Source organism: Stackebrandtia albiflava (assembly GCF_007994225.1).
Lineage (GTDB): Bacteria > Actinomycetota > Actinomycetes > Mycobacteriales > Micromonosporaceae > Stackebrandtia > Stackebrandtia albiflava.
Genome location: NZ_VLLL01000009.1, coordinates 1 through 22,506 on the forward strand (window position 1 = coordinate 1; position 22,506 = coordinate 22,506).

The 22,506-nt window shown below is 69.1% G+C and carries 24 protein-coding genes and 1 tRNA gene; 9 read left to right on the forward strand and 16 right to left on the reverse strand.

The window, feature by feature from the left end; genetic code table 11:
• The gene (locus LX16_RS27280) at positions 1–1,509 is read right to left on the reverse strand and encodes a DUF8189 domain-containing protein (RefSeq protein WP_211354711.1); all 1,509 of its coding nucleotides are present in this window, start codon (positions 1,507–1,509) and stop codon (positions 1–3) included.
• Between the two features lie 179 nt (positions 1,510–1,688).
• Entirely contained in the window at positions 1,689–2,348 is a 660-nt protein-coding gene (locus LX16_RS22665; protein WP_147143019.1) for a Crp/Fnr family transcriptional regulator, read from the reverse strand.
• 75 nt (positions 2,349–2,423) lie between these two features.
• Between LX16_RS22665 and LX16_RS22670 the strand changes: the two genes are divergently transcribed.
• The 5 genes from LX16_RS22670 to LX16_RS22690 all read left to right on the forward strand — a co-directional run bounded on the left by LX16_RS22670 (position 2,424) and on the right by LX16_RS22690 (position 6,439).
• Positions 2,424–2,690, forward strand: a complete 267-nt coding sequence (locus LX16_RS22670; RefSeq protein ID WP_147143021.1) for a YciI family protein — start codon at positions 2,424–2,426, stop codon at positions 2,688–2,690.
• Positions 2,691–2,801: 111 nt separating this feature from the next.
• Entirely contained in the window at positions 2,802–3,986 is a 1,185-nt protein-coding gene (locus LX16_RS22675) for an LLM class flavin-dependent oxidoreductase (RefSeq protein WP_147143024.1), read from the forward strand.
• Entirely contained in the window at positions 3,986–4,468 is a 483-nt protein-coding gene (locus LX16_RS22680) for a MarR family winged helix-turn-helix transcriptional regulator (RefSeq protein WP_147143027.1), read from the forward strand. Before LX16_RS22675 ends, LX16_RS22680 begins: the two co-directional genes overlap by 1 nt.
• Positions 4,465–5,172 carry a CE1759 family FMN reductase gene (locus tag LX16_RS22685; RefSeq protein WP_147143030.1) on the forward strand — a complete coding sequence of 236 codons (708 nt, stop codon included), beginning with the start codon at positions 4,465–4,467 and terminating at the stop codon, positions 5,170–5,172. The genes LX16_RS22680 and LX16_RS22685 overlap by 4 nt, the downstream gene beginning before the upstream one ends.
• Positions 5,173–5,563: 391 nt before the next feature.
• Positions 5,564–6,439: an alpha/beta hydrolase gene (locus LX16_RS22690; protein ID WP_147143033.1), complete on the forward strand. Its 876-nt coding sequence runs from the start codon at positions 5,564–5,566 to the stop codon at positions 6,437–6,439.
• A gap of 59 nt (positions 6,440–6,498) precedes the next feature.
• Here the strand turns inward: LX16_RS22690 and LX16_RS22695 are convergent, their stop codons facing one another.
• The 5 genes from LX16_RS22695 to LX16_RS22715 all read right to left on the reverse strand — a co-directional run bounded on the left by LX16_RS22695 (position 6,499) and on the right by LX16_RS22715 (position 10,010).
• Positions 6,499–7,041 carry a GNAT family N-acetyltransferase gene (locus LX16_RS22695; protein WP_147143601.1) on the reverse strand — a complete coding sequence of 181 codons (543 nt, stop codon included), beginning with the start codon at positions 7,039–7,041 and terminating at the stop codon, positions 6,499–6,501.
• A 136-nt stretch (positions 7,042–7,177) separates the two neighbouring features.
• Entirely contained in the window at positions 7,178–7,867 is a 690-nt protein-coding gene (locus tag LX16_RS22700; RefSeq protein ID WP_147143036.1) for a DNA alkylation repair protein, read from the reverse strand.
• A 112-nt stretch (positions 7,868–7,979) separates the two neighbouring features.
• Positions 7,980–8,867: a hypothetical protein gene (locus tag LX16_RS22705; RefSeq protein WP_147143039.1), complete on the reverse strand. Its 888-nt coding sequence runs from the start codon at positions 8,865–8,867 to the stop codon at positions 7,980–7,982.
• A complete protein-coding gene (locus LX16_RS22710; protein ID WP_147143044.1) occupies positions 8,864–9,502 on the reverse strand; it encodes a hypothetical protein in 639 nt (212 codons plus the stop codon). The genes LX16_RS22705 and LX16_RS22710 overlap by 4 nt, the downstream gene beginning before the upstream one ends.
• Positions 9,495–10,010, reverse strand: a complete 516-nt coding sequence (locus LX16_RS22715) for a hypothetical protein (RefSeq protein ID WP_147143047.1) — start codon at positions 10,008–10,010, stop codon at positions 9,495–9,497. Before LX16_RS22715 ends, LX16_RS22710 begins: the two co-directional genes overlap by 8 nt.
• Positions 10,011–10,146: 136 nt before the next feature.
• On the opposite strand from LX16_RS22715, the gene LX16_RS22720 reads away from it, so the two are divergent.
• Positions 10,147–12,915: an AfsR/SARP family transcriptional regulator gene (locus LX16_RS22720; protein ID WP_147143050.1), complete on the forward strand. Its 2,769-nt coding sequence runs from the start codon at positions 10,147–10,149 to the stop codon at positions 12,913–12,915.
• Between the two features lie 92 nt (positions 12,916–13,007).
• On the opposite strand, the gene LX16_RS22725 is transcribed toward LX16_RS22720, so the two are convergent.
• Both LX16_RS22725 and LX16_RS22730 read right to left on the reverse strand, forming a co-directional pair.
• Positions 13,008–13,481, reverse strand: a complete 474-nt coding sequence (locus LX16_RS22725) for a hypothetical protein (RefSeq protein WP_147143053.1) — start codon at positions 13,479–13,481, stop codon at positions 13,008–13,010.
• A gap of 58 nt (positions 13,482–13,539) precedes the next feature.
• On the reverse strand, positions 13,540–14,475 hold the full coding sequence (locus LX16_RS22730; RefSeq protein ID WP_147143055.1) for a helix-turn-helix domain-containing protein: 936 nt from the start codon (positions 14,473–14,475) through the stop codon (positions 13,540–13,542).
• A 156-nt stretch (positions 14,476–14,631) separates the two neighbouring features.
• On the opposite strand from LX16_RS22730, the gene LX16_RS22735 reads away from it, so the two are divergent.
• Together LX16_RS22735 and LX16_RS22740 are read left to right on the forward strand one after the other, a co-directional pair.
• Complete coding sequence (locus LX16_RS22735; RefSeq protein WP_244615949.1) at positions 14,632–14,901, forward strand: hypothetical protein; 270 nt, start codon at positions 14,632–14,634, stop codon at positions 14,899–14,901.
• Between the two features lie 2 nt (positions 14,902–14,903).
• Positions 14,904–16,280 (forward strand): serine hydrolase domain-containing protein, encoded by a 1,377-nt coding sequence (locus LX16_RS22740; RefSeq protein ID WP_147143604.1) that lies wholly within the window; start codon positions 14,904–14,906, stop codon positions 16,278–16,280.
• Positions 16,281–16,353: 73 nt separating this feature from the next.
• Here LX16_RS22740 and LX16_RS22745 read toward each other — a convergent pair whose 3' ends face one another.
• The 4 genes from LX16_RS22745 to LX16_RS22760 are packed head-to-tail and all read right to left on the reverse strand — an operon-like array spanning position 16,354 to position 19,149.
• On the reverse strand, positions 16,354–17,082 hold the full coding sequence (locus LX16_RS22745; protein WP_147143058.1) for an ABC transporter permease: 729 nt from the start codon (positions 17,080–17,082) through the stop codon (positions 16,354–16,356).
• A complete protein-coding gene (locus LX16_RS22750; protein WP_147143061.1) occupies positions 17,082–17,792 on the reverse strand; it encodes a fluoroquinolone export ABC transporter permease subunit in 711 nt (236 codons plus the stop codon). The genes LX16_RS22745 and LX16_RS22750 overlap by 1 nt, the downstream gene beginning before the upstream one ends.
• A complete protein-coding gene (locus tag LX16_RS22755; RefSeq protein ID WP_147143064.1) occupies positions 17,789–18,652 on the reverse strand; it encodes an ABC transporter ATP-binding protein in 864 nt (287 codons plus the stop codon). Before LX16_RS22755 ends, LX16_RS22750 begins: the two co-directional genes overlap by 4 nt.
• Positions 18,649–19,149 (reverse strand): GbsR/MarR family transcriptional regulator, encoded by a 501-nt coding sequence (locus LX16_RS22760; protein ID WP_147143068.1) that lies wholly within the window; start codon positions 19,147–19,149, stop codon positions 18,649–18,651. Before LX16_RS22760 ends, LX16_RS22755 begins: the two co-directional genes overlap by 4 nt.
• 435 nt (positions 19,150–19,584) lie before the next feature.
• Between LX16_RS22760 and rox the strand changes: the two genes are divergently transcribed.
• Positions 19,585–21,021, forward strand: a complete 1,437-nt coding sequence (rox, locus tag LX16_RS22765; protein WP_147143071.1) for a rifampin monooxygenase — start codon at positions 19,585–19,587, stop codon at positions 21,019–21,021.
• 179 nt (positions 21,022–21,200) lie between these two features.
• Here the strand turns inward: rox and LX16_RS22770 are convergent.
• The 3 genes from LX16_RS22770 to LX16_RS22780 form a co-directional block, all read right to left on the reverse strand.
• A tRNA-Val gene (locus tag LX16_RS22770) sits at positions 21,201–21,275 on the reverse strand.
• 67 nt (positions 21,276–21,342) lie between these two features.
• Positions 21,343–21,807 (reverse strand): peroxiredoxin, encoded by a 465-nt coding sequence (locus LX16_RS22775; protein ID WP_147143074.1) that lies wholly within the window; start codon positions 21,805–21,807, stop codon positions 21,343–21,345.
• Positions 21,808–21,859: 52 nt separating this feature from the next.
• Positions 21,860–22,282: a DUF3052 domain-containing protein gene (locus tag LX16_RS22780; protein ID WP_147143077.1), complete on the reverse strand. Its 423-nt coding sequence runs from the start codon at positions 22,280–22,282 to the stop codon at positions 21,860–21,862.
• Positions 22,283–22,506: the final 224 nt, after the last annotated feature.

Below are 22,506 nucleotides of genomic sequence, written 5' to 3' on the forward strand. Positions count from 1 at the left end.
TCAGGGTGTGATGTTTCCGCCCCAGTTGTCGTGGTGTGGGGTGTGGTGGCCGTCGTCGATCCAGTGGTGGGCGAGGGTGCCGTTGGTGGTGCGGTAGAAGACGTGGTGTTGGCCGGGTGTGGACAGGCCGACGGGGTCGCCGGTGACGGTGTTTTGTGCTCCCCAGTCGTCGACGGCGGGGTTGATGCCGGGCCACCAGTACCAGTGGACGAGGTCGCCGTCGGTGTTGCGGGCGAAGACGTGTTGTTGGTCGCGGTGGACGAGGGCGTGGGGGTCGCCTTCGAAGGTGCCGCCGGGCCAGGTGCCTCCGTTGAGGGTGCCGGAGGCGTCGTCGTAGTAGCGGTGTTGGAGGTGGCCGTCGGTGTCGCGGTAGAAGATGTGGTGTTGGGTGCCGTGGTAGGAGAATCCGGTGATGTCGGAGGCGATGCCGGTGGTGATTCCCCAGTCGTCGACGGCCGGTGCGATGCCGGGCCACCAGTACCAGTGGAGGAGGGCGCCTTCGGCGGTGCGGGCGAAGACGTGTTGTTGGTCGCGGTGGACGAAGGCGTAGGGGTTACCGGTGAAGGTGTGGTCGCTCCAGACGCCGCCGTGGACCTGTCCGGTGGTGGTGTCGTAGAAGCGGTGTTCGAGTCTGTTCTGGGGGTTGCGGAAGAACACGTGTTGTTGGGTGCCGTAGGCGAACCCGGCCGGGTCGGACCTGACCAGGCCGGTGGTGTTCCACGAGTCCAGGCCCGGCGGGTGGGTCCCGGACTGGTACCAGTGCCGCAGGGTGTCGTCGCTGCCACGCGCGAACACGTGCTGCAACCCGTCATGGACATACCCCACCGGAACACCCGTTACCGCACCCCCACCCCAATCCGCACGCACCACACCCGTCCCCGCAGACCACGAGAAATTCATCAACGACCCCGACACATCCACCCCGGCGAAACGCTGAGAACCACCGAACAAATACGCCTGACCCGACGTCCGCGGTGACACGGACGCCTGCGCCTCCGCCAGCAGTGCCCGCGCCTTCGCCTCCACCTGGTCGTATCGTTCCGGGAAACCCGATCGCTGCACGCACTGCGCCACCTGTCCGGCGGAGTAGTGGGGGTAGCGGCGGTCGCAGTCGACGGCCCGTACGAAGAACTGCGTCGACGCGTAATGGACGTCGAGGATCTGTTCCGGGGTCCCCCAGCCCTGGCTGGGCCGTTGCTGGAACACACCGAGTGAGTCCTTGTCTCCACAGGGGAGGTTGTTCATGTGGGACTCCACCCAGCCGGCCTCGAAACCCGCGAGCATCACCTTGTCGTTGACGTGGTGGTCCAGCCCGACCTGGTAGACGACCCGGATCACGGCGGGATCGTGCCCCGGCGGGATGTAGTCGCACGCCTGTATCGCCACGTCGTCGGACGGGGCGTGAAAGGGTGCGGCGGCTGCGGGCGCCACCAAGGCCACCGAGGCGGCGAGACCGACGGCGGCCGACAGGAGTCGGCGGCGACCGGAACGGGCACTGTGGATACGCATGATCCGGCTCCAGACGGGCGTGACGGGCGTAGGTCGGGCGGGCGTGGTCGCGTGGACCGCGACACCGGCACGGTCACGCTATCGGCACCAATAGACGAACGTCAATTTCTAGGCCACAATCCCGCGACAATCCACGAGTCGGGACACTGCGCGCCACCAGCCGCACGCGGGCATGGGATTCAGTCGGTGACGGTCAGCCCGCGCGGGTCGCGCACCTCCACACGTCCTCTGCGGACTCGCACCGTTCCCCGGCCGGACAGCACGGCGAGCGCCCGATTGACGGTGACGCGCGACAGGCCGAGCTCCTCGGCGAGCCCCTGCTGTCCACCGGGCAGCGCGATGTCGCACCCACCCGTGCCCCGGTGCGCCGCCGACAGCCACCGGGACACCCTCCGCAGGCCGTCCGCGCCGTGGTCGTCGATACGTCCCCACCGCGCGCGCAGGACCTCCGCCGACAGGAACCGCAGCGCGTGGTCCCGCACCGAGGGCTCGGTCGCCAGCAGTTCGGCGAGCACCTGCCGGCTCATGACCCTCGCCGTGACGTCCTCCACCGCCGTCCAGGTGTACGGGTGATCCGCCGCGTGCAGCACCGCCGCCTTGTCCACCGCGCAGGGCGCGACCGCGTCCGGGCAGCGCAGCCGCTCACCCGAGGCCGTCTCGTGGACGGCGGTCAGTCGTCCCCGGGTCACCAACAGCACCGTCGAGGCCGACTCACCCTGCCGCACCGGCGCCGTCCCGGCGGCGAAGCGCCGTTCGGGACAGACTCGGGCCAGCCATCGCAACCGTTCGTCCGACAGTCCCGCGGTCAACGGGATCCCGGCGAGTCCAGCGGTGTCCATGGCCGCAAGTATCGCCGAGGCCGGGTGTATCAGCCGATACAGACGGCCGCCGGGGCGGGCCCGTAGCCTCCGTCCATGATCTGTGTACGACTCGAATTCGACGACGATCCCCGGCGCCTGGCCGCACGTCCCGCCCACCGGGAACTGCTGGAGTCGCTGCACGACCGCGGCGACCTGGTGACGGCCGGTCCCTGGCGCGACGACGACGGTGCGCTGCTGGTGTTCCGGTGTGATCGCGCCCGTGTGGCGGAGATCCTTCGGGACGACCCCTACTACACGTCGCCGGGGGTGACGGTGGCGGAGGTGCGCGAGTGGGTTCCGGTGGTGGGCGGCCAGGTGTGACCCGCCCGGCTCCGAGGCTGTGACGTACCCCCCGACGGTGGTGGAATAGGCCGGGGAACCACGCGGTTGAGGGTAGATGCAAACGCATGAACCTCACCGTCTGGAGTCACGATGCAATTCGGAATCTTCTCCGTCAGCGACATCACCCGTAACCCGGTGACGGGCGAGACGCCCAGCGAGGCGGAACGCATCGACGCGATCGTGCGCATCGCCGAGAAGACCGAGGAGGTCGGACTCGACGTCTTCGCCATCGGCGAGCACCACAACCCGCCGTTCTTCTCGTCGTCACCGACCACGCTGCTGGCCAACATCGCCGCCCGCACCGAACGGATCATCCTGTCCACCGCCACGACCCTGATCACCACCAACGACCCGGTCCGCATCGCCGAGGAGTACGCGATGCTGCAGCACCTGTCGAAGGGCCGCATGGACCTCATGCTCGGCCGGGGCAACACCGGTCCGGTGTACCCGTGGTTCGGCAAGGACATCCGCAAGGGCCTCGCGCTGGCGTTGGAGAACTACAACCTGCTCCACCGGCTGTGGCGCGAGGACGTCGTGGACTGGGAGGGCGAGTTCCGCACCCCTCTGCAGGGGTTCACCTCCACACCGCGTCCGCTCGACGACGTGCCGCCGTTCGTGTGGCACGGCTCGATCCGCACACCGGAGATCGCCGAACAGGCCGCCTTCTACGGCAACGGGTTCTTCGCCAACCACATCTTCTGGCCGGCGGAGCACTTCCGCCGCCTGATCGACTTCTACCGGCAACGGTTCGCCCACTACGGCCACGGCACCGTAAAGCAGGCCGTCGTGGGGCTCGGCGGCCAGGCGTACATCGCCAAGCGGTCGCAGGACGCGTACAAGGAGTTCCGACCCTACTTCGACGAGGCACCCGTGTACGGCCACGGCCCGACGCTGGAGGAGTTCAGCTCCACGACACCTCTGTCCGTCGGCAGCCCGCAGGAGGTCATCGACAAGACCCTGGGATTCCACGACACGTTCGGCGACTACCAACGCCAGATGTTCCTCATGGACCACGCGGGCCTGCCGTTGAAGACCGTCCTCAACCAGCTGGACCTGCTCGGCGAGGAGGTCATCCCCGTGGTGCGCAGGGAACTGGAGTCGCGCAGGGACCCGGAGTCGGCACCCGCGCCGACGCACGCCGGACTGGTCACGGCCAAGTACGGCGACAAGCCGGCGCGGCAGCCGCGTCCCAACGCCAACCGCGGTGACAACGTCACCGGCGCCTCGCCCTACCAGGACAGCGAGGTCGAAGCCGACTACCCGAGCCTGTTCTGATGGCCACCGGCAACGGCAGACTCGCCAACGAGAGCTGGGAGGCGCTGTTCCGCGCGCACACCACCCTCATGAAACGGTTCACGGCGGCCGACGTCTGGCAGGGCATCACGATGCGTGAGTACGACGTGCTGTACACGCTGTCGAAATGCCCCGGCCCGATCCGGCTCTCCGAGCTGCACCGCAGGCACCTGCTCAGCCAACCGGCGCTGTCACGGATGGTCGACCGGCTGGTGGAGCGGGGCCTGGTGGCACGCACCACCGACCCTCACGACGGTCGGGGCGTCCGGCTGGCGCTCACCGACGCCGGACGCGCCGAACAGCGCCGGGTCGGCGGGCGGCACGCGGTCGACGTCGCCCGCGCCATGACCGCACGCCTCACCGAAGAGGAGATGGAGACGCTACAGGCCTTGTGCCGCAGACTCTCCGGTGAGGACACACCCGCCGACCCCTCCACACCACGAGACGAGGAGTACTCCCCATGAACGACCCGACACGCGACACGACCACGCCACCGTTCCGGCTGGCCGTCGTCAGCGGCGGTACCGGTGACCCCTCCACGACCCGCATGCTGGCCGACCGGATCGCCGCCGCGGTCACCCGTCTCGCCCACGACCGCGGCGAGGCCGTCACCACCCGGACGATCGACCTGCGGGGCATGGCCGGCGAGATATCGACCGCCGTCGTCTCACAGTCCATCGGCCCCCGACTTGCCGAGGCCGTCGCGATCCTCGGTGAGGCCGACGGTGTCATCGTGAGCGCGCCCGTCTACAAGGCGGCCCCCAGCGGACTGTTCAGTTCGTTCTTCCACGTGCTCGACAACGACCTCCTGATCGGCAAACCCGTCGTACTGGCGGCGACCGCCGGAACCGCACGCCACGCGCTCGTCGTCGACGACCAGATGCGTCCACTGTTCGCCTACCTCCGCACCCTCACTGCCCCGACCTCGGTGTTCGCCTCCAGTGAGGACTGGAGCGACGGTGCGCTCGGCCGGCGGATCGAGCGTGCCGCGATCGAACTGCTGCTGCTCATGCAGAGCGGTTTCGCCCGCAGGCTGAAGGACGAGGCGTGGAACGGCTACCAGCACGAGTACGGCAGCGCCGGGGGAACCGAGTTCGACATCGACCTCGACAGCGACATGATGCGGCTGGCGGCCGGAGGTGGCGCGGGCGGCGGCGCGCGGGCGTGACGCCCTCCCCCGTCGGTGCCACACCGCGTGTCGGCGGGGGGCCACCCCCGCCGCCTCCCCGTCGTGGACGGTTCATCGGACGGCACTGCGCCACATTCCCTCCGGCCCCGCGTCCCACGACTCGGCGCCGGTGGGTATCGTCCACCCCATGGTTCACATGTACATCCGTCTCAGGGCCGCCTGACCCCGCGTGACGTCCGGTCGCCACGCGACCGAACCCGCGGCCAGACCGACGCGGTCCGCGACGGCGCAGCGCATCGACGCCGCCCGGCCGACGCGTCACCGTGTCCCCGCCCGCCTTTCGGCCGCCGGGACACAGGCCCTTTTCCCTCCGGCGAGGCCGGTCACACGACCGTGCCCGCCGCAGTACATGAGAACGGATCTCAGAGACATGACCGCAACCCCAGACACGCGTGCCCACGGCACCACCTTCGTACTCGTACACGGCTCAGGCTCCAACTCGTTCATGTGGGCGCCGATCCAGCGCGAGCTGGCCCTACGGGGACACCGCACGTTCGCCGTCGACCTTCCCGGTCACGGCTTCGACGCCCAGTACCCGACCGCCTACCAGGCACCTCAGGACCTCGACACCTGGGCGACCGAACCGTCGACCCTGGCCGGGGTCACCCTGCAGGACAACGTCGACATGGTCACCGACGTCGTACGCCGAGTCGCGGCGCACGGGCCGGTGGTCCTGGTGGGCGCCAGCCTGGGCGGCACCACGATCACCGGGGTCGGCAACGCCGTCCCCGAACTCGTGGACCGGATGGTGTACGTGTCCGCCTGGTCCTGTGTGGAGCGAAAGAGCCCGATCGAGTACATGGCCGAACCGGAGTTCGAGGCGAACCTGCTGGCGCCGCTGGCCACACTCAACGTCGGGGACCCCGGGGTCCTGGGCGTGGGTCGCGCCAACTACCGCACCTCGGATCCCGGCCTGATCTCCGCACTCAAGGCGGCGATCATGGCCGACGGCACCGACGCGCAGTTCCTGGCGTTCCTCAACATCCTGCAACCCGACGAGTCATTGGCGGTGATGACCGCCGACGCCTCCGTCGACGCCGAGACGTGGGGCACCGTCCCCCGCAGCTACGTACGCCTCACCGAGGACCGTTCGCTGCCGATCGCGATGCAGGACAGGCTCATCGCCGAAGCCGACGCGCTGACACCCGGCAACCGTTATGACGTGCACACCCTGCACACGAGTCACACCGGCTTCCTCCTCCGGCCGGAGGAACTCGCCGACATCCTCGACGGCATGGCTGTCTGACCTCCGGTGGCCGGGCCGGTCACGTACCGGCCCGGCCACCGGACCGGAACGGTCCGTCCTCAGGCTCCGGAGTCACGCAGGCCGACGCAGTCGTGAGCCCAGAACGTCTCCGAGTAGACGAAGGTGCCCGTCATCCACGGCTCGTACGCCGACAACCGGGCGACCTGGAACGCGGCCTCGGGGATGCGCAGCGACGGCGAACGGAAACCCGCCGCGACGGCGCCCTCGAAACCGCGCGCGCTGTAGTAATACGGCGAGCCCTCCAGGAACACCAACGGCACCCGCCGGGCGTCGGCCGCGTCAAGAGCGTGGGCGATGAGCCGCGAACCGACGCCCCGGCGCTGGAACTCCGGGAGCACGCCCAGCGGTGACAACGTCAGGACGTCCACGATCCGGCGCGGCGCGTCCAACCGGGTCGCGCTCAGCATGACGTGCCCCACGATCCGGTCGTCGACGGTCGCGACGAACGACATCGGCGCCGACGCGGCCTCCGCGACGCGGAGCGCCGCCACGAGTCCGGGCACGCGGTCTCCGTCGCCGAAGGCCCGGGAGTGCACCTCCCCCACGTCTCGGTGATCGTCGGCGGTCTCGTCCCTGATCACCACCGGCCCGGCGGGTGGGGCGGCGGCATGGGGGGACTCGGGCGCGTCGTGTGTCGTCACGCCGGTGAGGGTAGACCGTGGCGCGGTGCGGCGCGACCCGATTCCGCGCCGGTCCGGCGAGGCCACCCGGCGGCGGCTACGCCTCGTCCCGTCGCCGCACGATCTCGGCGATCCAGGTGGGCGCGAACGGGGACGTGCAGCCCGGCGAGGTCGGGTAGTCCTTCAGGACCTCCAGCCGCTCACCGATTCCGATGGCACGGGCGCGGTGGTCGGCGTGTTCGATGCCGATCTGCGCCAGGCAGTTGTTCATCGCCCACTGCAACCGGTCCGGAGCGGTCTTCATCTCCGCCTCGATCACGTCGAGCAGTCCCGGCAGGTCCAGCCCCTCGGGCCGCTTGGCGACACGTTCGGTGGTCAGCGCCCAACCGGCACTCGCCACCACGGGGTCCGAGTCGGTGAGCCAGGCGAGACGCAGCTCCTCGGCGTGCGTGGACTTCTTCACCACGTAGTTGACGAGCCAGTCGTGGACCTTGGGGGTGCGCGCCTCCCGCAGCATGGCGTCCAGCGCGTCCCGGGTGAACGCCTTGGGGCGGCAGATCAGGAGGGCCAGCAGCCGGGCGGCGGTGTCACCGGTGTCCCACAGTCCGCGCGCGAGGTCCTGCTGCGTCTTCAACCGCTTCGCGAGCGCCCGGAGGCTGCCGAGGTTGACGCCGTGGTCGTCCCCATGCCGCTCGTTCACCACGCGCGCCTTCGGGTCCTCCAGCGTGGCGAGCTCCGCCATCACCTCGGTCACCGTCGTATCCGTCACCTCGGTCCCTCCTGTCATCGCCTGCGGGAACAGCCTACGTCGCCTCCCGCCGCTCCGCGTCGCGGCGGCGACGGGGTGTGACCGGCCGCGGGACCGCGCCGGGGGTCGGCGGCGGCCCCGCGGCGGCGGCTCAGCGGGTGGAGGGCGGCGGCCGGAACTGCTCAAGGTCCGCGACACCGTCGGCCACGTCGGGTCGGCGGCAGACGAAGTCGGGGACCGGTTCGACCCGGTCCCGGTCGATCATGGTGATGTCCTCGGCCAGGATCTCGATCAGCTTGTCCTCCTCCCTCGTCATGGCGTCACGCAGTCCGTTGATCGCCTTGTCCATCGACTCCACGACCTCGGCGGGGTTCTCACCCTCGACCGTGACGCTGAAGGTCTCCTGGAGGCTCATGGCCTCACCGGTGGTCGCGATCAGTCCCAGCCCGATCGCCAGGCCCGGGCCCATCGAACCGAACGCGACCGCGGCCCCGGCTATGGTCCCGACGACCTTGGCCACGGCCATCAACTTGTCGAAGAACCCCTTCTCCTCCTTCTTGATCTGCTTGAGGACCTCGATGATGCCGTCCTGGAGTTCCAACATGTCCCGCTGGACGGTCTCCTCAATGTCCCGGGTCGCCTGCACGGCCCGGCGGACGTTCTCCGCGAGGAAGACCTGGCGGATCCGCACACCGTCGAACGGTGTCAGGAAGTTGTCGACGAAGTCCTTGGCGGTGTTTCCCTCCCAGTAGGTGAGCCGGGTGCGGATCCGTGCCATGGCGTCGGAGATCTCGGCGGAATCCAGTGTGGCCTTGGTGTACTCGATGTGTTCGAGCATCGGGTCGTACTTTCCGGGGTCCAGCTCGGCGGCCCACCGGAACCGTTCGATGACGTCGGCGTACGGCTCGATCAACCTGCTGAACTTGTCTCCGGCCGGTGCCGCGTAGGCGCACTCGACCATGAAGTCCGACTCGGCGATCTTCATGAACAGTTCCTGGATCTCGACCGCCTTGGTCATGATGTCGTCACTGTTGCTCACGGCTTCGGCTCCTCGTCCAGTACGACGACCTCACGATGGTCCGGGCCGAACGGCACCGGCGACTCCCGCAACTCCACATGGGTGTCGTGCTCGGCGCCCGGCATCATGATCGTCGGTATCTCCTCAGGTGCCTTGACCAGCCGGTCGTCCTGGGCGAACCCGGCCACCGTCTCCCGGACCGCCTCGGCGGTCGCCTCGTCCCGGGAGGCGTAGGAGTCGGCGACCTGTATCAGCACCGTGCCGGTGATCTGCAGGTTCCACGAGGTGTCTCCCAGGACCTCCTGCAGGCGGTCGCGCAATCCCTTCAGGTGCGGATACACCCGGCTCCGGGTCTCGACGCTCTCCCATGTCAGCCCGGACGGCTTCCCCTTCTCCCACGGACGTTCCCAGACGACCTTCTCGGGCAGCAGGGTGGTGCGCGTGCCGGTCTCGTCCTCGTCGACCATCACGTCCTCGTCGCGGGTCGGCACCAGCCTGTCCTCGGTGCGTTGGAACGCCTCCGACTCCCGCCAACTGGAGTTGTGCAGGTGCCGGGTGGCCTGGGCGTAGTACGCCGCGACCAACGGGAACTGGTTCGCGCCGGCCCAGTACAGGTCCGACAGCTCGGCGACGAGGGCCTCGTTCGGTTCAGCCATGTTCACGTGCTCCGTTCCGCCGAATGGAGGTCAGCCGCCGGTTGTACTCGCTCATCACGACCGCCACCGCCGAGTTGATCTCGGCAGCCATCGACGTCTCGTCGCGACGCAACAGGTGGAGGGTGCCGGGCCGGATCCGCAGGGCGAAGCCGTCGCGGCCGCTCATCCTGGCACGGACGTGGCCGTGCTCGGAGATCCCGCGCACCGTCAGGTCCGCGACCGCCTCGCCCAACCTGCGACGTCCCGCCACGACGCGGTCGCGGTCCTCGGCCGCCCACGACGCCCGGTGCCGTTTCATCACCATCGTGGTGGCTTTGCGGTAGCCGGCCACGGCACCGTTGACGGCGGACGACACCGCGGTGTCGAGGGTCCGCTCCTCATGGCCGTTCAGCCCGGTGAGTCCGAACTCGACGGTTATTCCGGAGGTTCCGGTGGCCTTGGCGCGCACCGTCCGGCACGGCGACACGGCGTTAACGCTGACGCGTTTCAGGTCTACGATCAGTGGCATGTTTCCCGCCTCGTGACAGAGGGACTTCGAATCGGGCGCGTGGCCCGTCGCCATCACTCTGCGGGGCCCGGCGTGTCGGAACCCTGCCGAAAACCTGTCACGGCGCGGATTCCGCCGAATCAGGAAGAGGGCCACAGTGGCGGTGTTCCGAGTCCTCGGGGCCGTGGCGGTCGAGAACGACGGGGTTCCGGTCGACGTCGGTCCCGCGTCACGCCGCGCGTTGCTGGCGGTCCTGCTGGTGGAGGCGGGCAGGGTCGTCTCCACCGACCAGTTGCTTCACCGGTTGTGGCCGGATTCGCCACCCCACAACGCCCGCCGGAACCTGTACAGCTACCTGTCGCGGCTGCGAACGGCGTTGGGCGGAGACGGCGTCCTGGAGCGACGGTCGGGCGGTTACGTCCTGTCGGTCGACCCCATGCGGGTCGACATGCACCGGTTCCGCAACCTGGTGATCCGGGCCCGCCAGGCCACCGACGACGCCGAGGCCGCCGAACTGTTCGCATCGGCCCTCGACCTGTGGCGCGGCGACGCCTTCGAGGATTTGGACGTGCCGTGGCTGCAGGCGGTCGCCGGCGTACTGGCCGCCGAACGTCTCGCCGCCGAACTCGACCACGACGACGTCCGGCTCCGGCGTGGCCGGCACGGTGAGCTGCTGCCCGTCCTACAGGAACGCGCCGCCGTCCATCCGTTCGACGAGCGCGTGGCCGGGCAACTCATGCTCGCCTCGTACCGGTCGGGGCGGCAGTCACAGGCACTCGACCACTTCCGTGAGCTGCGGGAACGACTCGTGAGTCAACTCGGCAGCGAACCGGGACCCGAACTGTCCCGGTTGCACCGTCGCATCCTCGGCCGTGACGCCTCACTGGATCTCGTACCCGCCACCGGGGCGGCACGGTCGGTGGTACCCCGGCAACTGCCCACCCCACCCGGCGGCTTCGTCGGACGCTTCGCGGACCTGGGGTTCCTCGACGACGTCGTGGCCGACGGACACCGGCTCGCGGTACTCACCGGCGCGGGCGGGATGGGCAAGACCTGGCTCGCCGTCCACTGGGCACAGACGCAGCGGGAGCGGTTCCCCGACGGCCAGTTGTTCCTGGATTTGCGCGGCTTCGATCCGCACGAGGAACCCGTTGCCCCGAAGGTGGCGATCCGGGATCTCCTGGCGGCGTGGGGGATTCCACCCCGGTCGATGCCGGTCGGCCTGGACGCGCAGGCGGGCCTGTTCCGCAGCCTGTCCGCCGACAAGCGGGTGCTCGTCGTGCTGGACAACGCCAGGGACACCAGGCAGGTGTCGCCGTTGTTGCCGGGCGGGGCCGGTTCGTTGACCGTCGTCACCAGCCGCTCCGACCTCACCGGCCTGGTCACGGCCCACGGCGCACGGCGTCGGGGGCTGCGTCCGCTCGACGACCGGGACGCCCGGGACATGCTGCGGCAGCGCGTCGGCCACACCCGGATCGCCGCCGAACCCGAGGCCACGGACGAACTGCTCACCCACTGCGCCGGGCTGCCGCTGGCGCTGGGCATCCTCGGAGTGCGGGCGGCGCTGTGGCCGGAGCTGCCGTTGGGCACCCTGACCGCCGAACTCAACCGCGCCCGGCTGGACGCGCTCGACTCCGGCGAGCTGTCGGTCGGAGTCCGGGCGGTGTTGGACACGTCGATCGCGGTGGCGAGCCCTGAGGCCGTGCACGTGTGGCTCCTTCTCGGGATCGCTCCGGGAGCCGACATCTCACCGGCCGCCGTCGCCAGCGTGGCCGCGATACCGGAATCGACGGCGGCGGCACTGTTGCGGGAACTGACGTCTGCGCACCTCGTCGACCAACCCGCCCCGGGACGCTTCCGGATGCACGACCTGACCAGGCTGTACGCCGCCGAGCGGGCCGCCGCGGACCTTCCCCGCGACGCACGTGAGGCCGCGCTGCTCCGCCTGACCGACCACTACCTGCACACCGCGTTCGCCGGGGAACGCCTGATCAGTCCACATCGGCCCGTCATCACGCTCGACGATCCCGCCGTCGGCACGGTCCACTCGACGTTCGCCGACGAGGACGAGGTTCATCGCTGGTTCGACGCCGAGTTGGCGAACCTGACCGCGATACAGCGGCTCGCGGCCTCGCACCACCGGTACGACCGGGTGTGGCGGATCGCGTGGTCCATGGAGAGCTACCTGTACTCCCGCGCGCTGATGCACCTGTCGGCCGGCTTCTGGCGGCCGGCGGTGGAGGGCATGGCGCACGTCGCGGACCCGGCGATCGAGATCGTCTGCCGTCGTAGGCTCGCGGTCGGTCTGGCGTTCACCCACCGGGTGGACGAGGCCACCGAACACTACCGCCGAGCGCTGGAACTGTGCCGGGTGACCGGCGACCGGGAGCAGGAGGGCTTCGTCCATCGCGGCCTGACCGTCATGCACACGACACACGGCGATTACGCCCGGGCGGTTTCGCACGGTGAACGCGCGTTGCGGCTCTTCCGGGAACTCGGTGTGGCGCTTCGGGAAGCCGAGTCCCTGAACAACCTGGCGTGCGGCCACCTGGGTCTCGGCGACCTCGGAAGGGCGCGCGTCCACGCCGAGGCGGCCCTGGACATCGCGCGCCGCCTCGATCACTCCGGCATGCTGGGGTTCGTCCATTCCACACTGGGCGACATCGCGCATGCGGAGGAACGTCACGAGACCGCGCTGGAGCACTATCGACTGTCGGTGGAGCGGTTCGGGTCGGACGAGGACCTGGACCGGGTGGACGTGATCGAGTCGATCGGTGACGTGCTTCGGGATCTGGGCAGGGACGACGAGGCCCGGGAGCACTGGCTAGAGGCGCGCGACATGCTCCGGCGGCAGCGCCGCGACGACCGCGCCGACGCCCTCACCACGAAACTCGCCACATCGGACACGGCGCCGCCGACCACATAGGACGAATGAGTAGGATCGCCGTGTTCGGCAGTATGCGCGGTAGAACCGGTTCGTGCACTCGCCTCGTCGTCGGTGAGCCGCCGGTACGCGCGTCAGTCCGGGCCGACGTTGCGCACCCACACGGGGAACGGCGCGGCCTCGGGCTCGGTCCATGCCGATTCCGCCCCGCCTACGTCGTCCAGATCCCCCCAGGGGATCAGACCCGGTTGCTCATCGTGCAGGAAGTCCGCCACGATGCCGGCGAGATCCGCCGTGGGTGTGTAGCGGCTCCCGAACGGCAACTCCGCAGCGGACACCGAGGCCGTCGAACAGCGGAGCTGCCCCGCCTGCGTGTCGTGCCACACGTAGAACGTCGCCACGCCGGGAAAGCCCACCTCCTTGACGCGATGCCGGACCGCGGCGACGACATGATCGAAGGCGGCCACCACCTCCGGAACCGATACCGCGCCACGGTCTTCGACGGTGGCCCCCAACCACCGGGTGTTGGCACTCATCTCCCGCCGACGGTCCCCGGGATCCAACACCGGCGGCTCGTCCGCGACCTCGGCGATGTACGTCAACAACACCCGGGAAGTATCCCCTCGACGTCCTCGACCCGACGATCGCGGCACCGGCCGTCGCAGCTCACTCCCGCGACGGTGACCTTCGCAGGGCGGCGCGTTGTGCCGGGGTCAACCGGTCGGGGGCGGCGGTCGCGACGAGGGTTCCGGCCGCGGTCGCACGTAGTGTCACGGGATCGGCGACCGCCGGATGCGCCCGGATCACGTCCACGGCGGCGGTGACACGGTCCCGGGGCCACCGGAGCGCGGCGGAGAGGACGTCCACGGTGACGGGCCGGCCCGCCTGCACCGTGGCGGCGATGACGGTCAGCGCGTCGGCGAGTGCGGCCTCGGTGAGGTCGTCACCGCTCATCTGTGTGTGGATGCGACCGAAGAACCGGCTCATCGCGGCGAGCCGGGTACCGGCGGGGGTGTCGGGGCCGAAGGTCTCGACGCCTCGCCGTGCCGCCTCGGCCACGGCGGCGTGGGCGCCCGCGTCGGAACGCCAGGCGCGGAGCCAGGCGTCCTCGTCGACGACGTACCGTTCGCGGCGGCTGCCGGGTTCGGTGTGCCGGGTGACCAGGTCCATCGTCTCCAGTAGTGCGATCGCCTTCGACACCGACGCCGGGCTCACCCGGAGCGAGTCCACCAGTTCGGCGGCGCTGCGTCCGTCGGTGTCGGCGATGAGCAGGGAGACGAACACCCGGGCGGTCATCCGGGGCAGACCGGTGGCCGCCAGCGACGCCGCGATCTCCTCGACGACCTCACCGCCTTCGGTGGTCCCTTCGGCGATCTCGGGTGAGGTGGCCCTGCCGGGCCTGCGGGAGCGGGCGCGGGCGTCGGCGGTCCTGTCCGCGGCGTCCGCCCGGTACGCGCCGGGTGAACCGTTGCGCATCACCTCGCGGCTGACGGTCGACGTCGGTCTACCGAGACGGCGTCCCATCTCGGCGAAGCCGAGGCCCTCGTCGAGCCACGCCTCGATGTTCCGGCGGTCCTCGTGTGTGAGCCTTCGACCCGGCATCCTCGTCCCCACCTGTGCGTTTCACGGCAATACGTTGCAACGATCCTAGCGGCAGCTTGCATTCACTCACATCATGGTTGCAACAATATGCGCTCTACGAGGTTTTTTGCTCGCATCTTTATTGACGATTTCAGAAACGCAACGTAGCTTTCGTTCATGCGAAAGGAGAAGCACATGGAACACGTGATGGCGGTGTCCACCGTCTCCGGCGAGGGGTTCTGGGACGGACTGCGACGCGCCTATGTGGACCTTCCCGGTGGCGTCGCCTGGAGGCTGGCGGTCGCGAGCAGAGACGGGACCAGGGCCGTGAACATCCTCACCGCCGCCTCGACCGAGGACGTCCGGCGGATCTTCGACTCCCACGTCGGGGACACCGCCGTGACCGAGTTCTTCGAGGTCGACGCCGCCAACGCGGTGGGGCTGTGACGATGCCGATCGACATCCCACGGGCCGAGGCCCACCTCAACGCGCTCCTCCCCCGGTACGGCATCCCGAGCGCCGCGGTCGGCGTACTCCACGACGGTGAGGTCACTGCGTTCGCCGCCGGGGTCACCGACGTCGAGACCGGGACGTCCGCGACGTCCGAGACCGTGTACCAGTGCGGTTCCATGACCAAGACCTGGACGGCCCTGGCGTTCATGCAACTGGTCGACGAAGGCGGAGCCGACCTGGACGAGCCGGTACGCGCGCAGCTTCCCGGGTTCGCGGTGGCCGACCCCGAGGCGACCGCGCGGATCACCCCCCGTCACCTCCTCCACCACACTCACGGGATCGCGGAGTCCTTCGGTGATCCAGGTGAGGACGACGACGTGTACGCGCGCATGACCGCCGCGATGTCCGACGCCCCTCAGATGTTCCCGCCGGGAAGTACCCACGGATACAGCGCGGCACTGGGTTACGCGTTGCTGGCACGGATCCTGGAGGTCCACGACGGAGAACGCTGGGACGAGGTCATGCGGCGCAGACTCCTCACACCGCTGGGGCTCGTGGACACCCACACCCGGCCCGAGGACGTCGACCCGGCCCGCACCGCGACCGGTCACCTGATCCGGTCCCTGGAGGAGGGACCGTTCCGCACGCCCGTCGACCACCTGCCGCGTGCCTTCGGTCCCGGCGGCAACATCACCTCCACGGTCCGGGAGGTCCTGGCGATGGCACACGTGGTCGTGTCCGGCGGCCTCGCACCGGGTGGCGACCGCGTGGTCTCCGCCGAGGCCGTCCGCGAGATGACCGGATCACGGGTGCCCGTGCCGGACCCGTACCTGATCGGTCCGCAGTGGGCACTCGGCCTGGTCGTGTGCGATTGGGACGGCCGGACCGTCTACGCCTCCGACGGCAGCACGATCGGTCAGAACGCCAGACTCCGCGTCTTCCCGGATTCGGGCACCGCCGTCACCGTCCTCACGAACGGCGGTCCACGGGAGCCCTTCCACCGCGAGGTGTGCGACGAGATACTCGGGCAGCTCAGCATGCCGGCCGCCCCCGGGCCACCGGTTCCCCGCAAGTCGCGGCCGGTGGACCCGTCGCGGTACACCGGTGTGTACCGGAACCTCGGCACGCGCTACGAGGTCTCGGCCGAGGGCGGTGACCTCCACCTGACGTTGGAGCTGGACCCGATGCAGGCCGCCGTCATGGGAAGGCCGCCCCGCATCCGGTACGACATGCTGCCGATCAGCGGGACCCACTTCCTCATGCCGCCGACCCACCCGTTGGAGGACCCCCAGACCGTGGCACTGTACGACTTCACCGACGGCCCGGCCCGCTTCCTCCACACCAACGCCCGGATACACCGTCGCCTCGACTGACGGCGGTGCCCCTCCCGGGTCCGGCCGTGGGCGCGCGATGCGGTCCCACCGGCGGGTGAGACCGCATCGCGCGTCAGGCGCGCGTCGCGAGCCTGCGTATCAGCACGGCGACCAGGAGGCCGTTGTAGACGGCCCCGATGATCACCGCCGGCCAGAAGTCATCGCCCGCCATCGCCGCCCAGGTGGCCTTCGCGGGCCAGAAGGACGGCAGGACACCGAACGCCCAACTCCAGGGCGAATCGACGAACCACGGAATGAGCGGCAACATGAAGATGACCAGGCCCAACGCGCGGATCACGGCGAGTCCCTCGACCTTGTTGCGCGCCCAGGCCGCCATCACGAGGCCGACCGCCGTCGCCAACAGGCCCGACACCACCGTGACCGGAAGCGCCCAGGACAGGTCATCGAACCCGGTGAGTGGCGAGATCAGTATCGCGGCCGTTTCGGACACCACCACGACCAACACCATCATGACCAACCGGTACACCGGGTAGCTCGCCGGATGAGCCGGGGTCACGTGGAGCGCGGCCAGTGTGCGCTGGTCCTTGTCCTCCAACAGGATCAGTCCGCAGACCGCGCCGAGCACCGCGATGGGGCCCAGCACCAGGAACGCGCTCACGATCAGCGGCACATAGGGCGTCAGGTCGAACTGGTACTCGCGTTGCAGGAACTCCGTCAGCGGGGCGACCGCCCAACTGGATCCCGAGTAGATGAACGGCCCGGCGAGTACGCCCAGCAGCAGCGAATCGCGGCGGATGTTCCTCAGGTCGTTGCGGCCGTACGCGGCCATGACGCCGGCCATCACGCGGCCCCTTCCCGGGCGATCACGAAGCGCACGAAGGCGCGTTTCGCGAACCAGCACAGTCCGGCGATCCAGGCCGCCTGATACCCGACGGCGTACCACCACTGCCAGGGTTCGAGCGACAGTTGGCCGAAGGAGGCGCCCAGCATCAGCAGCGAGCCGTGTGTCGGTACTAGGTACATCGCCGGGTGCTGCCACAGACCCGAATAGTCGATGAGCGGGATGTTGAGCAGCGCGATCACCACGGTGGACGGGATGAACCAGTCGCTGATCGACGTGAACGGCGTCGCGGAGATGAAGCCGGCCAACAGGAAGATCACCGCGCACAGGACGACGGCGCCGAGCAGTGGCAGCAACGCGAAGTCCAGGCCGACACCGGTGACGACGATGATCAGGCTCAGGACCACGCTCAGCACGGTGAGGGTGAACAGCTTCGCCGCCAGGTAGTGCCCGAACCTCATCGGCGTGACGAGGTTGGCGTACAGGGTCCGTTCGCCGCGTTCGAAGAACACCGCGCCGACGATGAAGAAGAACCCGACGATCGCGAGGTCACCGAAGATCAGGTAGGGCATGGCGGGTGCGCGCAGTCCGCCCGGCAGGAGGAACACCACCACCTCCCACAGCAGCACCGAGAACGCCGCCGCGTAGTAGAACCCGTATCGCAGTTGCAGTCTGAGATCCAGCCGGACACCGGCGGTCAGGATGTTCATCGCAGGCTCCGGCCGGTGACGTCGATGAACACGTCCTCCAGGTCCGCCTCCTGGCTGTGCAGCGCCTCCACCGTCGAGGTGGTCAGCAACGCCCGGAACTCCGGGTCGTCCACCAGGCCGTCCATGGCGAACTCGCGTTCACTCAGTCGATCGCCGTCGCGGTAGGTGACTCGGACGACGCGCCGGCTCCGGCTCAGCTTGTGCTCGGCGGGTGTGTCGAGGGCGGCGATCCTTCCGTCGACCACGAAGGCGACCCGGTCGCACAACTGCTCCGCGGTCGTCATGTCGTGGGTGGTGAGGAAGATCGTGCGCCCCTCGTCCCGCAGCTCGGAGATCATCTCCTTGACGGTGCGGGCGTTGCGGGGGTCCATTCCGGAGGTGGGTTCGTCGAGGAACAACAGCTCCGGCCGGTGGAGCAGTGCCCGGATGAATACCAGTCGCATCTGCATCCCCTTGGAGTACTTACCGACCCTGGTGTGGGCGGCGTCGGCGAGCCCGACCCGTTCCATCAGTTCCATCGGGTCGGCGGTGGGGCCGGGGTACAGCGAGGCGAAGAACTCGAGGTTCTCCAGGCCGGTGAGCTTGAGGTAGTGGTTGGGGAGCTCGAAGGAGACGCCGATTCGCGCGTAGTAGTCGTCTCCCCAGTCGGCGGGCTGCCGGCCCCACACGCGGGCGGCGCCGCCGTGCCCGGTCAACAGTCCGATGAGGATCTTCTGAGTGGTGGACTTGCCCGCGCCGGACGGGCCGAGGAAGCCGAACACCTCGCCCTTCTCGACGGTGAAGTCCATGCCGGTGACGGCCGGTGAGGCGGCCTTGGGGTAGGTGAACGTGAGGTCGTCGACCTCGATCACGGAAGTCATGTGGGGGGATGGTCCTTCTGACGTAGTAGCCACAGTTCGTGGATTCGTTCGTACTGCTCGGCCAGGAACGCGTAGACGTCGCGCGTCTCCCGCAACCGGCGGGTGTCGTCGCCGGGTCCGGACAGGAGATTCATGCCCCGGTCGGCCAGCTCGGTCCATTGCCGGGCGAGCCGGGCCTTCTGGGCGGCCTCGTTCAGCCAGAAGCCGGGGCGCATCCGGTAGTGGGTACGGCGCGAGCCGGCGACCGTGAAGCGTTCCACGGCTCCGGCGCGTTGCAGGCTCTGCACCGCCATGCTGATCGAGCCCCTGCTCGACCGCAGGCCGGTCGCCAGTTCCTCGGCCGACTGATGCGCGGGTTGGCTCACCAACAACCAGGCCAGTACCCGGGCCTGGATGCGGGGCATCCCCTCGTTCTCCAGGAACTGCCCGACCTCCTCGGCGAATCGTGTCCATTGCGGAGGGTCGGGGATCTGCGTGCTGTGCGTCTCGGATGCCATGCCGGAAGATTACCGATGAATTTCTGAACTTTCAATAGTTTTTGAAATCATTGGGTGCACTGGCCACCGCCCAATCGGCCACGAACGGTGAGGACGAGAACGTCCGACATCGGATTCGCGAGACCCGGCCCCCTGGGCTCCGGGTGTGACGCCACCGTCCGCCCGACCACTCGGAGGGCGCCGGAGATGAGAGGCGGAGACCGATGACGTGCCCCGTGACGAACGACCACCGCCGGCCGCTCCGTCCACGCGCAGAACGGCGACACGTCTCGCCACCTCCACTGTAACGCGCACAGGGGGGCTTGCGGCAAGTCCATGATGGCGGGCAGACTAGTCGGCCGTGATCCGATCCCGACCGAGGCCGGGCACCACTGTGCACGGTCGTGCGGGTGGGGGCGGGTCCATCGGGACGGAGTTCGGACGAGTGGAGGTGTCATGTACGACGTGATCATCGGTGGGGGCGGACCGACCGGGATGATGCTGGCGAGCGAGCTACGGCTACACGAGGTGAACGTGGTGGTGCTCGAGAAGGAGACCGAGCCGAGTCCGTTGGTCCGCTCCCTCGGCCTTCACCCCCGCAGCGTCGAGATACTCGACCAGCGTGGACTGTTGGACCGGTTCCTGGCTCACGGACGGCGGTACCCCGGCGGCGTCGGCCGGTTCGCGGCGATCGACAAACCGGCACCGACCACCTTGGACACCGCGCACGACTACGTGCTCGGCATTCCGCAACCGGTCACCGACCGCCTGCTGGCCGAACGGGCCGGTGAACTCGGCGCGACGATCCGGCGCGGCTGCGAGGTGGTCGACGTCGCGCAGGACACCGACGGAGTAGATGTGACGCTCGCCGACGGCAACCGGCTGCGCTCGCGTTGGCTGGTCGGTTGCGACGGTGGACGCAGCCGGATACGGAAACTGCTCGGGATCGACTTCCCCGGCGAATCCGCCCGAACCGAATGGCTGCTCGGTGAGGTGCGGGTGACCGCGCCGCCCGACGAGATCGCCACCGTGGCGGAGGAGGTGCGCAAGACCCACAAGGGTTTCGGTATCGGTCCCGCCGGGGACGGGTGGTACCGGGCCGTGGTGCCCGCCGCGACCGTGGCCGAGGACCGCACCGCACCACCCACACTCGACGAGTTCAGGAGCCGGCTGCGCGCCTACGCCGGCACGGACTTCGGCGTCCACTCACCGCGCGGGCTGTCGCGGTTCACCGACGCGACCCGGCTGGCGGACCGGTTCCGGACCGGACGGGTGTTCCTCGCCGGTGACGCGGCGCACGTGCACCCGCCGCTGGGCGGCCAGGGACTCAACCTGGGCATCCAGGACGCGTTCAACCTCGGATGGAAGCTCGCCGCCGAGGTGAACGGCTGGGCGCCGGAGGGGCTGCTGGACGGGTACCACACCGAGCGACACCCGGTCGCGGACGACGTGCTGAACAACACCAGGGCACAGTCGGAGCTCATCTCCCCCGAACCCGGACCCCGGGCCGTGCGCCGCCTGTTGGCCGAGTTGATGGACTTCGAGGAGGTGAACCGGTTCCTGGCCGAGAAGATCAGCGCGATCGGCGTCCGGTACGACGTCGGGGAGAGCGGCCACGCACTGTTGGGCAGGCGGCTTCGTGACATCCGGCTGTCACGCGGACGCCTCTACGAGCTGACCCACGAGGGACGCGGGTTGCTGCTCGACCGGACCGGTCGACTCTCCGTGGCCGGATGGGAGGACCGGGTCGACCACGTCGTCGACGACGGCACCGAACTGGACGTGCCCGCGGCGCTGCTGCGCCCGGACGGTCACGTGGTCTGGGTCGGCTCCGACCACGCCGCCCTCCACGAGGCCCTCCCCCGCTGGTTCGGCACCCCGTCCCGGACATGAGTCCGGGCGGCAACGCCTCGTTCAGCGGCGGCCCGCCGTGCACGGGTTTCGACCACTGTGAATCTCCATGCCGCGTGTTCACCGATGACGGTGAGGACGTTCGCGGTGTGTTCGGCGACTGACTTCCGAACCGCTACCGAAACGGCCCTCCACCATGGAGGGTGGAGGGCCGTTTTGCCTGGTGGGCGCTACTGGTTTCGAACCAGTGACCCCTGCTTTGTAAGAGCAGTGCTCTACCGCTGAGCTAAGCGCCCCGACCACCGCGACGGTGGACCGGTAAAGGCTACACGAGCCCCACGGGTTCACCGCAGCGATGTCCGGTCAGCCGGAGAGTTCGGCAAGCGCCTTCTGCCAGCCGGCCTGATCCCGGGGTTCACCGGGCAGGTTCATCTCCGAGAAGCGAACCACACCGGACTTGTCGATGACGAAGGTCCCACGGTTGGCGATCCCCTTGGCGTCGTCGAACACACCGTAGGACTGCGCCACCGCGCCGTGCGGCCAGAAGTCGCTCAACAGCGGGAAGTCGAAGCCCTCCCGCTCGGCCCACACCTTGTGCGCGAACGCCGAGTCGACGCTGACAGTCAGCACCTGCACCTCGTCGCTCTGGTACGCGGACAGGTTGTCACGCACGCCGCACAGCTCCCCCTCGCAGACGCCCGTGAACGCCAGCGGATAGAACACCAACAGGACGTTCTTGGCGCCCCGGAAGTCCGCGAGCGAGACCTCCTGGTTGTTCTGGTCCTTCAACGTGAACTCGGGGGCGGTGTGCCCCACCTCGATCGGCATCTGCGTCTCCTGTCTCATGCTGTCGGCAACCGGTTCGGACCGGTCCGCCCGGTCAGCGGCCACGTGGAGCGACGAGGCGGGTCGCCACCCAGTCGGCCCCGGCGTTGAGACTAGACGTCCCCTGGAGCCCGGCGGTCGGCGCGGCTTCGGCGATCTCGGCCGACTCGATGTGACCTTCGCGACCCGGCTTGGGTGTCAGCAGCCACACGACACCGTCCTCCGCCATCGGGGTGCGCGCGTCCATGAGCACGTCCACCAGATCGCCGTCGTCGTCACGCCACCACAACAGCACCGTGTCGACCACTTCGTCGGTGCCCTCGTCGTGCAGTTCACCGACACAACCGACCACCGCCTCGCGAAGCGCGGCGTCGATGTCGCTGTCGAAACCGATCTCCATGACGACATCGCCGGGTTTCACACCCAACCGGTCGATGATGGTCTGTACGCCGTCGGCCGACCCAGCCGTGGCATTCACGTCGCGCTTCCTCCTCGCATCATTGCCGGCATCGTGACGTCCGGCACCAGTGGTGGCAGCCACCGCCCGAAGGCGACGCCGCACCGTGAGAATACGCAATGCCGTCGATTCATGGGCGCGCGAGTGTGTCGGCGGTCCCAGAAGACCGGATCCTGTGCACGAGGTGATCAAATAGAAGGGGCAGGATGGAAGGCGCGCACCGCACGAACCGAAGCAAGCACGCC

Excerpts from the sequence above, each read along its gene's own strand:
- LX16_RS27280 (WP_211354711.1), bottom strand. The coding sequence starts at position 1,509 with ATGCGTATCCACAGTGCCCGTTCCGGTCGCCGCCGACTCCTGTCGGCC.
- LX16_RS22665 (WP_147143019.1), bottom strand. The coding sequence starts at position 2,348 with ATGGACACCGCTGGACTCGCCGGGATCCCGTTGACCGCGGGACTGTCG.
- LX16_RS22670 (WP_147143021.1), top strand. The coding sequence starts at position 2,424 with ATGATCTGTGTACGACTCGAATTCGACGACGATCCCCGGCGCCTGGCC.
- LX16_RS22675 (WP_147143024.1), top strand. The coding sequence starts at position 2,802 with ATGCAATTCGGAATCTTCTCCGTCAGCGACATCACCCGTAACCCGGTG.
- LX16_RS22680 (WP_147143027.1), top strand. The coding sequence starts at position 3,986 with ATGGCCACCGGCAACGGCAGACTCGCCAACGAGAGCTGGGAGGCGCTG.
- LX16_RS22685 (WP_147143030.1), top strand. The coding sequence starts at position 4,465 with ATGAACGACCCGACACGCGACACGACCACGCCACCGTTCCGGCTGGCC.
- LX16_RS22690 (WP_147143033.1), top strand. The coding sequence starts at position 5,564 with ATGACCGCAACCCCAGACACGCGTGCCCACGGCACCACCTTCGTACTC.
- LX16_RS22700 (WP_147143036.1), bottom strand. The coding sequence starts at position 7,867 with ATGACAGGAGGGACCGAGGTGACGGATACGACGGTGACCGAGGTGATG.
- LX16_RS22710 (WP_147143044.1), bottom strand. The coding sequence starts at position 9,502 with ATGGCTGAACCGAACGAGGCCCTCGTCGCCGAGCTGTCGGACCTGTAC.
- LX16_RS22715 (WP_147143047.1), bottom strand. The coding sequence starts at position 10,010 with ATGCCACTGATCGTAGACCTGAAACGCGTCAGCGTTAACGCCGTGTCG.
- LX16_RS22730 (WP_147143055.1), bottom strand. The coding sequence starts at position 14,475 with ATGCCGGGTCGAAGGCTCACACACGAGGACCGCCGGAACATCGAGGCG.
- LX16_RS22735 (WP_244615949.1), top strand. The coding sequence starts at position 14,632 with ATGCGAAAGGAGAAGCACATGGAACACGTGATGGCGGTGTCCACCGTC.
- LX16_RS22740 (WP_147143604.1), top strand. The coding sequence starts at position 14,904 with ATGCCGATCGACATCCCACGGGCCGAGGCCCACCTCAACGCGCTCCTC.
- LX16_RS22745 (WP_147143058.1), bottom strand. The coding sequence starts at position 17,082 with ATGGCCGGCGTCATGGCCGCGTACGGCCGCAACGACCTGAGGAACATC.
- LX16_RS22750 (WP_147143061.1), bottom strand. The coding sequence starts at position 17,792 with ATGAACATCCTGACCGCCGGTGTCCGGCTGGATCTCAGACTGCAACTG.
- LX16_RS22755 (WP_147143064.1), bottom strand. The coding sequence starts at position 18,652 with ATGACTTCCGTGATCGAGGTCGACGACCTCACGTTCACCTACCCCAAG.
- LX16_RS22760 (WP_147143068.1), bottom strand. The coding sequence starts at position 19,149 with ATGGCATCCGAGACGCACAGCACGCAGATCCCCGACCCTCCGCAATGG.
- rox (WP_147143071.1), top strand. The coding sequence starts at position 19,585 with ATGTACGACGTGATCATCGGTGGGGGCGGACCGACCGGGATGATGCTG.
- LX16_RS22775 (WP_147143074.1), bottom strand. The coding sequence starts at position 21,807 with ATGCCGATCGAGGTGGGGCACACCGCCCCCGAGTTCACGTTGAAGGAC.